Source organism: Photobacterium sp. R1, assembly GCF_054600795.1.
The window spans coordinates 1-257 of sequence record NZ_BAAHZP010000711.1 but is presented as its reverse complement, the minus strand read 5'-3'; the positions used below and the strand labels follow the sequence as shown (position 1 = coordinate 257).

Genomic DNA, 257 nt, shown 5'->3' with positions numbered 1-257 from the left:
CACGTAATAGTTACGGTAAAACAGCGTCGTGAACGGAATACCGTAAATGGTATGAACCAGAATCAAGCCGGGCACCGAGTTTGCCAGCCCGAGATACCCCAACGTCTGTGCCATCGGCAGTAATACGGACTGAAAGGGAATAAAACAGCCCAGCAGCATCAGCTCAAAGAACACTTCACTGCCCCTGAAACGCCATTTCGAGAGCACATAACCGTTAATCGCACCTATGGCTGAGGCCAGCACCACCGCGGGTAAGG

The 257-nt window shown here is 52.1% G+C and carries 1 pseudogene; it reads right to left on the bottom strand.

The annotated features are described in order from the left end of the window. Window positions 1-257, bottom strand: a pseudogene (locus ACYP03_RS26930) (carbohydrate ABC transporter permease); the annotation flags it as partial.